We start from the raw sequence: 3,421 nt of genomic DNA, 5'->3' as shown, positions 1-3,421 counted from the left end.
GCTATCAAACTGATGACGGCACGGGACGACGAGTGACGCGTGAAATTTCCGGCGAGCGGGAGGCGTGCATTAGCTTGATGAGAAAGATATGTGCTTGACCTTCTGCCGGGAGCGTCGCACACCTTTGTAACCAAGCTCGTTCGGATCGCGTATGCCACGTTCCAAATCGGTGCCGTCTGCCTCCGGGACGTCGCACCGACCGAAATCGAAACTCGCCGCACCGCCGCTGACGACATCGCTGAACGCGCTGTTGGTGGACGGCTCGGATCACGTGTTTCGTCAGCTGGTGCACACGCTGCTTGCATTTGTTGCCCGGCACGACACCGTTCGCGAGGGGCATGCCGCGGCGGCCGGCCTGTCCGCCATCGAATATACGGTGCTGGTCTCGGCACGATTGCTCGGCGCAGAAGGGCAGGTGAGCGTGCGTGAGCTTGCCGCGAATCTGCATCTCAGCGGTGCGTTCGTCACCACGGTGTCCAACAAGCTGCAGCAGATGGGCTTGCTCGACAAGCTTACCGATCCGGAGGACCGGCGGCGGCTGCGTCTCGTGGTGACCGCGCAGGGCCATGACTTGCTGACGCGCCTCGCGCCGATCCAGCGTCAGGTCAATGACGTCCAGTTCGATTGCCTTGGTGCCGGTGAACTCGCGCGGCTGCTCACCAGTGTGGAAAAACTCGTGGAATCCAGCGACAGCGCCATCGCGTTGCAGAAGTATCTGCAGCCGCGCTAGGGCCGGAGACGATTCCATTCGGTCTGCCCCACGCTGGTCCATCCCGCGCATGTTCAGGTAGTTCTCTTTTTGTTCTTTACTTGAGGTTGTGTCGGGGCTAGGCTGGTCTGGTCCTGCTCCACCCGAGAGGGGCAATCGCCATCGTCACGATTGCGGAGCGGGATGCGGTGGACGCCGAAACTGCGGCGTCACGCGGGACATCGGGACTTCCGCCATCCGGCGGGAGATGCCGCCAGGCAGGACACCACTGCGGACGCGGCATTCTCCGGTCGGACGAAGAGGACCTTGATGCCCCGCCTGACGGACGACCGCAGCGGCTGGCGGACGGCCCAAGTCGTGAGGCCCCCGGCGCATCGCCTTGCGCCATGAGGCAGCGTGAAAGCCCCAGTGAAATCCCGCTGCGGTGGGAGGACAGGGTGGTGGAAGCGTCGTCAGCCCTCTGAGTGGTGGATTGAACCCAAGGGTCGGTCACCAGGGGACCAGCGAAGCGAGCCGGGAGCACCACTGCGTGCGGAACGCCGGTTGTTTCCGGTTCTCCGAAAGTCCTGATGCTCCTTCATCGCGGAGTGCCGCGCATCGGCATCAGGCCCCAGGGTGCATCGGGCACCCGGCGTTCCGCGCGCCCTCTTCGAGGAGAGGGCGGAAGCAAGGCGCAAAACTCGGGCGCGGAAGCGTCGCGGGGACAGGGGCTGTTTGACATGTTGAGTGAAGTGACGCGCGGAAGATGTGCTCCCTCCCTCAAGCGTGGCGCAGCCACGCGCAGTGGGGAGGGCCGGGGTGGGGGGCTTCCCCACACTCCGTCCTCACGTGGGGATAGACCCCACCCGTCTCGAAGCTCGCTGAACGCTCGCTTCGATCCACCCTCCCCACGGCGCCGCTTCGCGGCTTGGGGAGGGAAAAGAGGAGCGCCTCACGCCACCTTGCTGCTCTTCCCGTCCTGGATCGCGCGCCAGATCCGTTCCGATGTCAGCGGCATGTCGAGATGCGTCACGCCATAGTCGCCCAGCGCATCCACCACTGCATTGACCACGGTGGCGAGACTTCCCGCGCAGCCGGCTTCGCCGCAGCCCTTGGTGCCGAGCGGGTTGGTCGTGGCGGGCGAGGGATGATCGCCGATCGCCATCGGCGGAATGTCGCCGGCGCGTGGCAAGGCGTAGTCCATGAAGGAGCCGGTGATCGGCTGGCCCGATGCATCGTAGCTCACCTTCTCCATCAGCGCCTGGCCGATGCCCTGCGCGACGCCGCCATGCAATTGGCCCGCAACGATCATCGGATTGACGATGGTGCCGAAGTCGTTCACGGCGCTGTAGCGGACGATGGCCAGCACGCCGGTGTCCGGATCGATCTCCACTTCCGCCACATGGCAGCCATTGGGGAAGGTGGAAGGCGGTCCCTCGCTGGCATGATCCACATCGAGCGTCTCCGGCGCGCCCTCGGGCAGCTTGCCGTCCCGCATCCGCTGCGACAGCTCCATGATGTCGATGGAGCGATCGGTGCCGGCGATGGTGAAGCGGCCATCGGCGAATTCGATATCGGCTTCCGATGCTTCCATCAGATGCGCAGCAGCAACCTTGCCCTTGGCAATGACCAGATCGGATGCCTCGACGATCGCCTGGCCCGATGCGGTGATCGAGCGCGAGCCGCCGGTGCCATTGCCGGTGCGCACGAGGTCGCTGTCATTCTGCTGCAGCCGGATCGCATCGAAGGGCACGCCGAGCCGCTCCGACAGCACCTGCGCGAACGGCGTCGCATGGCCCTGGCCGTAGTCCAGCGTGCCCGTCGTGATGGTCACCGTGCCATCGGGATCGAACGTCACCTTGCCGAGTTCGCCCGACGGCGGCGCGGTGACTTCGAGATAGGAGCCGACGGCGATACCGCGCAGCTTTCCCTGCTTGCGGGCCTCGCGCTTGCGCTTGGCGAAGCCGGCATGATCGGAGATCGCCAGCGCCTTATCGAACACGCCCTGGAAATCGCCGCTGTCATAGGTGACGCCCGATGCCGCCGCGAAAGGCAGCTGCGATGGCTTGATGAAATTGCGCTTGCGCAGCGTCAGCCGGTCGATGCCCATTTCGTCCGCCGCGCGGTCGATCAGGCGCTCCATGAAATAGTTCGCTTCGGGTCGACCTGCGCCGCGATAGGCGCCCATCAGCGTGGTGTTGGTGACCACGCATTTCACATCGACGCCGATGAGCGGCGTGCGATAGACGCTCGGCAGGTTCTTGCCGGTGTTGAGCGACAGCGGCAATGGCGAGACGCCGGTGATATAGGCGCCGAGATTGCCATAGCCCGAGACGCGCGCGGCGAGAAACTTGCCGTCCTTGTCGAGCGCCAGCTCCGCATGGATCTGTTGCGCGCGGCCGTGGCTGTCGGAGAGAAAGCTGGACGAGCGCTCGTCCACCCACTTCACCGGCTTGCCCAGTTCCTTCGCCGCGTGCAGCAGGCAGATATATTCGGGATAGCTCACATTCTTCATGCCGAAGGAGCCGCCGACATTGCCGGTGAGGATGCGCACCTTCTCGGCCGGCACGTTGAGATGTCGCGCCAGCGTCGCGCGATTGCCGGACACGCCCTGGGTCGGCACCTGCAGGATGTAGCGATCGCTCTTTTTGTCGAACGACGCCAGCGCGCAGCGCGGCTCCATCGACACGACGGCGACGCGGGTGTTCTCGATATCGAGTTTTGTCACATGCG

At 64.8% G+C, this 3,421-nt stretch carries 2 protein-coding genes; one reads left to right on the top strand and one right to left on the bottom strand.

From position 1 onward, the window contains the following. Positions 1–151 precede the first annotated feature (151 nt). Positions 152–730 (top strand): MarR family winged helix-turn-helix transcriptional regulator, encoded by a 579-nt coding sequence (locus ACIQ17_RS32305; protein ID WP_398473639.1) that lies wholly within the window; start codon positions 152–154, stop codon positions 728–730. 910 nt (positions 731–1,640) lie between these two features. Here the strand turns inward: ACIQ17_RS32305 and ACIQ17_RS32300 are convergent. Next, a partial coding sequence (locus ACIQ17_RS32300) for a xanthine dehydrogenase family protein molybdopterin-binding subunit (protein WP_398473637.1) occupies positions 1,641–3,421 on the bottom strand: 1,781 nt, incomplete at its 5' end.

Origin of the sequence: Tardiphaga sp. (genome assembly GCF_044340795.1) — a bacterium.
Classification (GTDB): domain Bacteria; phylum Pseudomonadota; class Alphaproteobacteria; order Rhizobiales; family Xanthobacteraceae; genus Tardiphaga.
The sequence above is the reverse complement of the archived record's forward strand: the minus strand, read 5'-3'. Positions and strand labels throughout refer to the sequence as shown.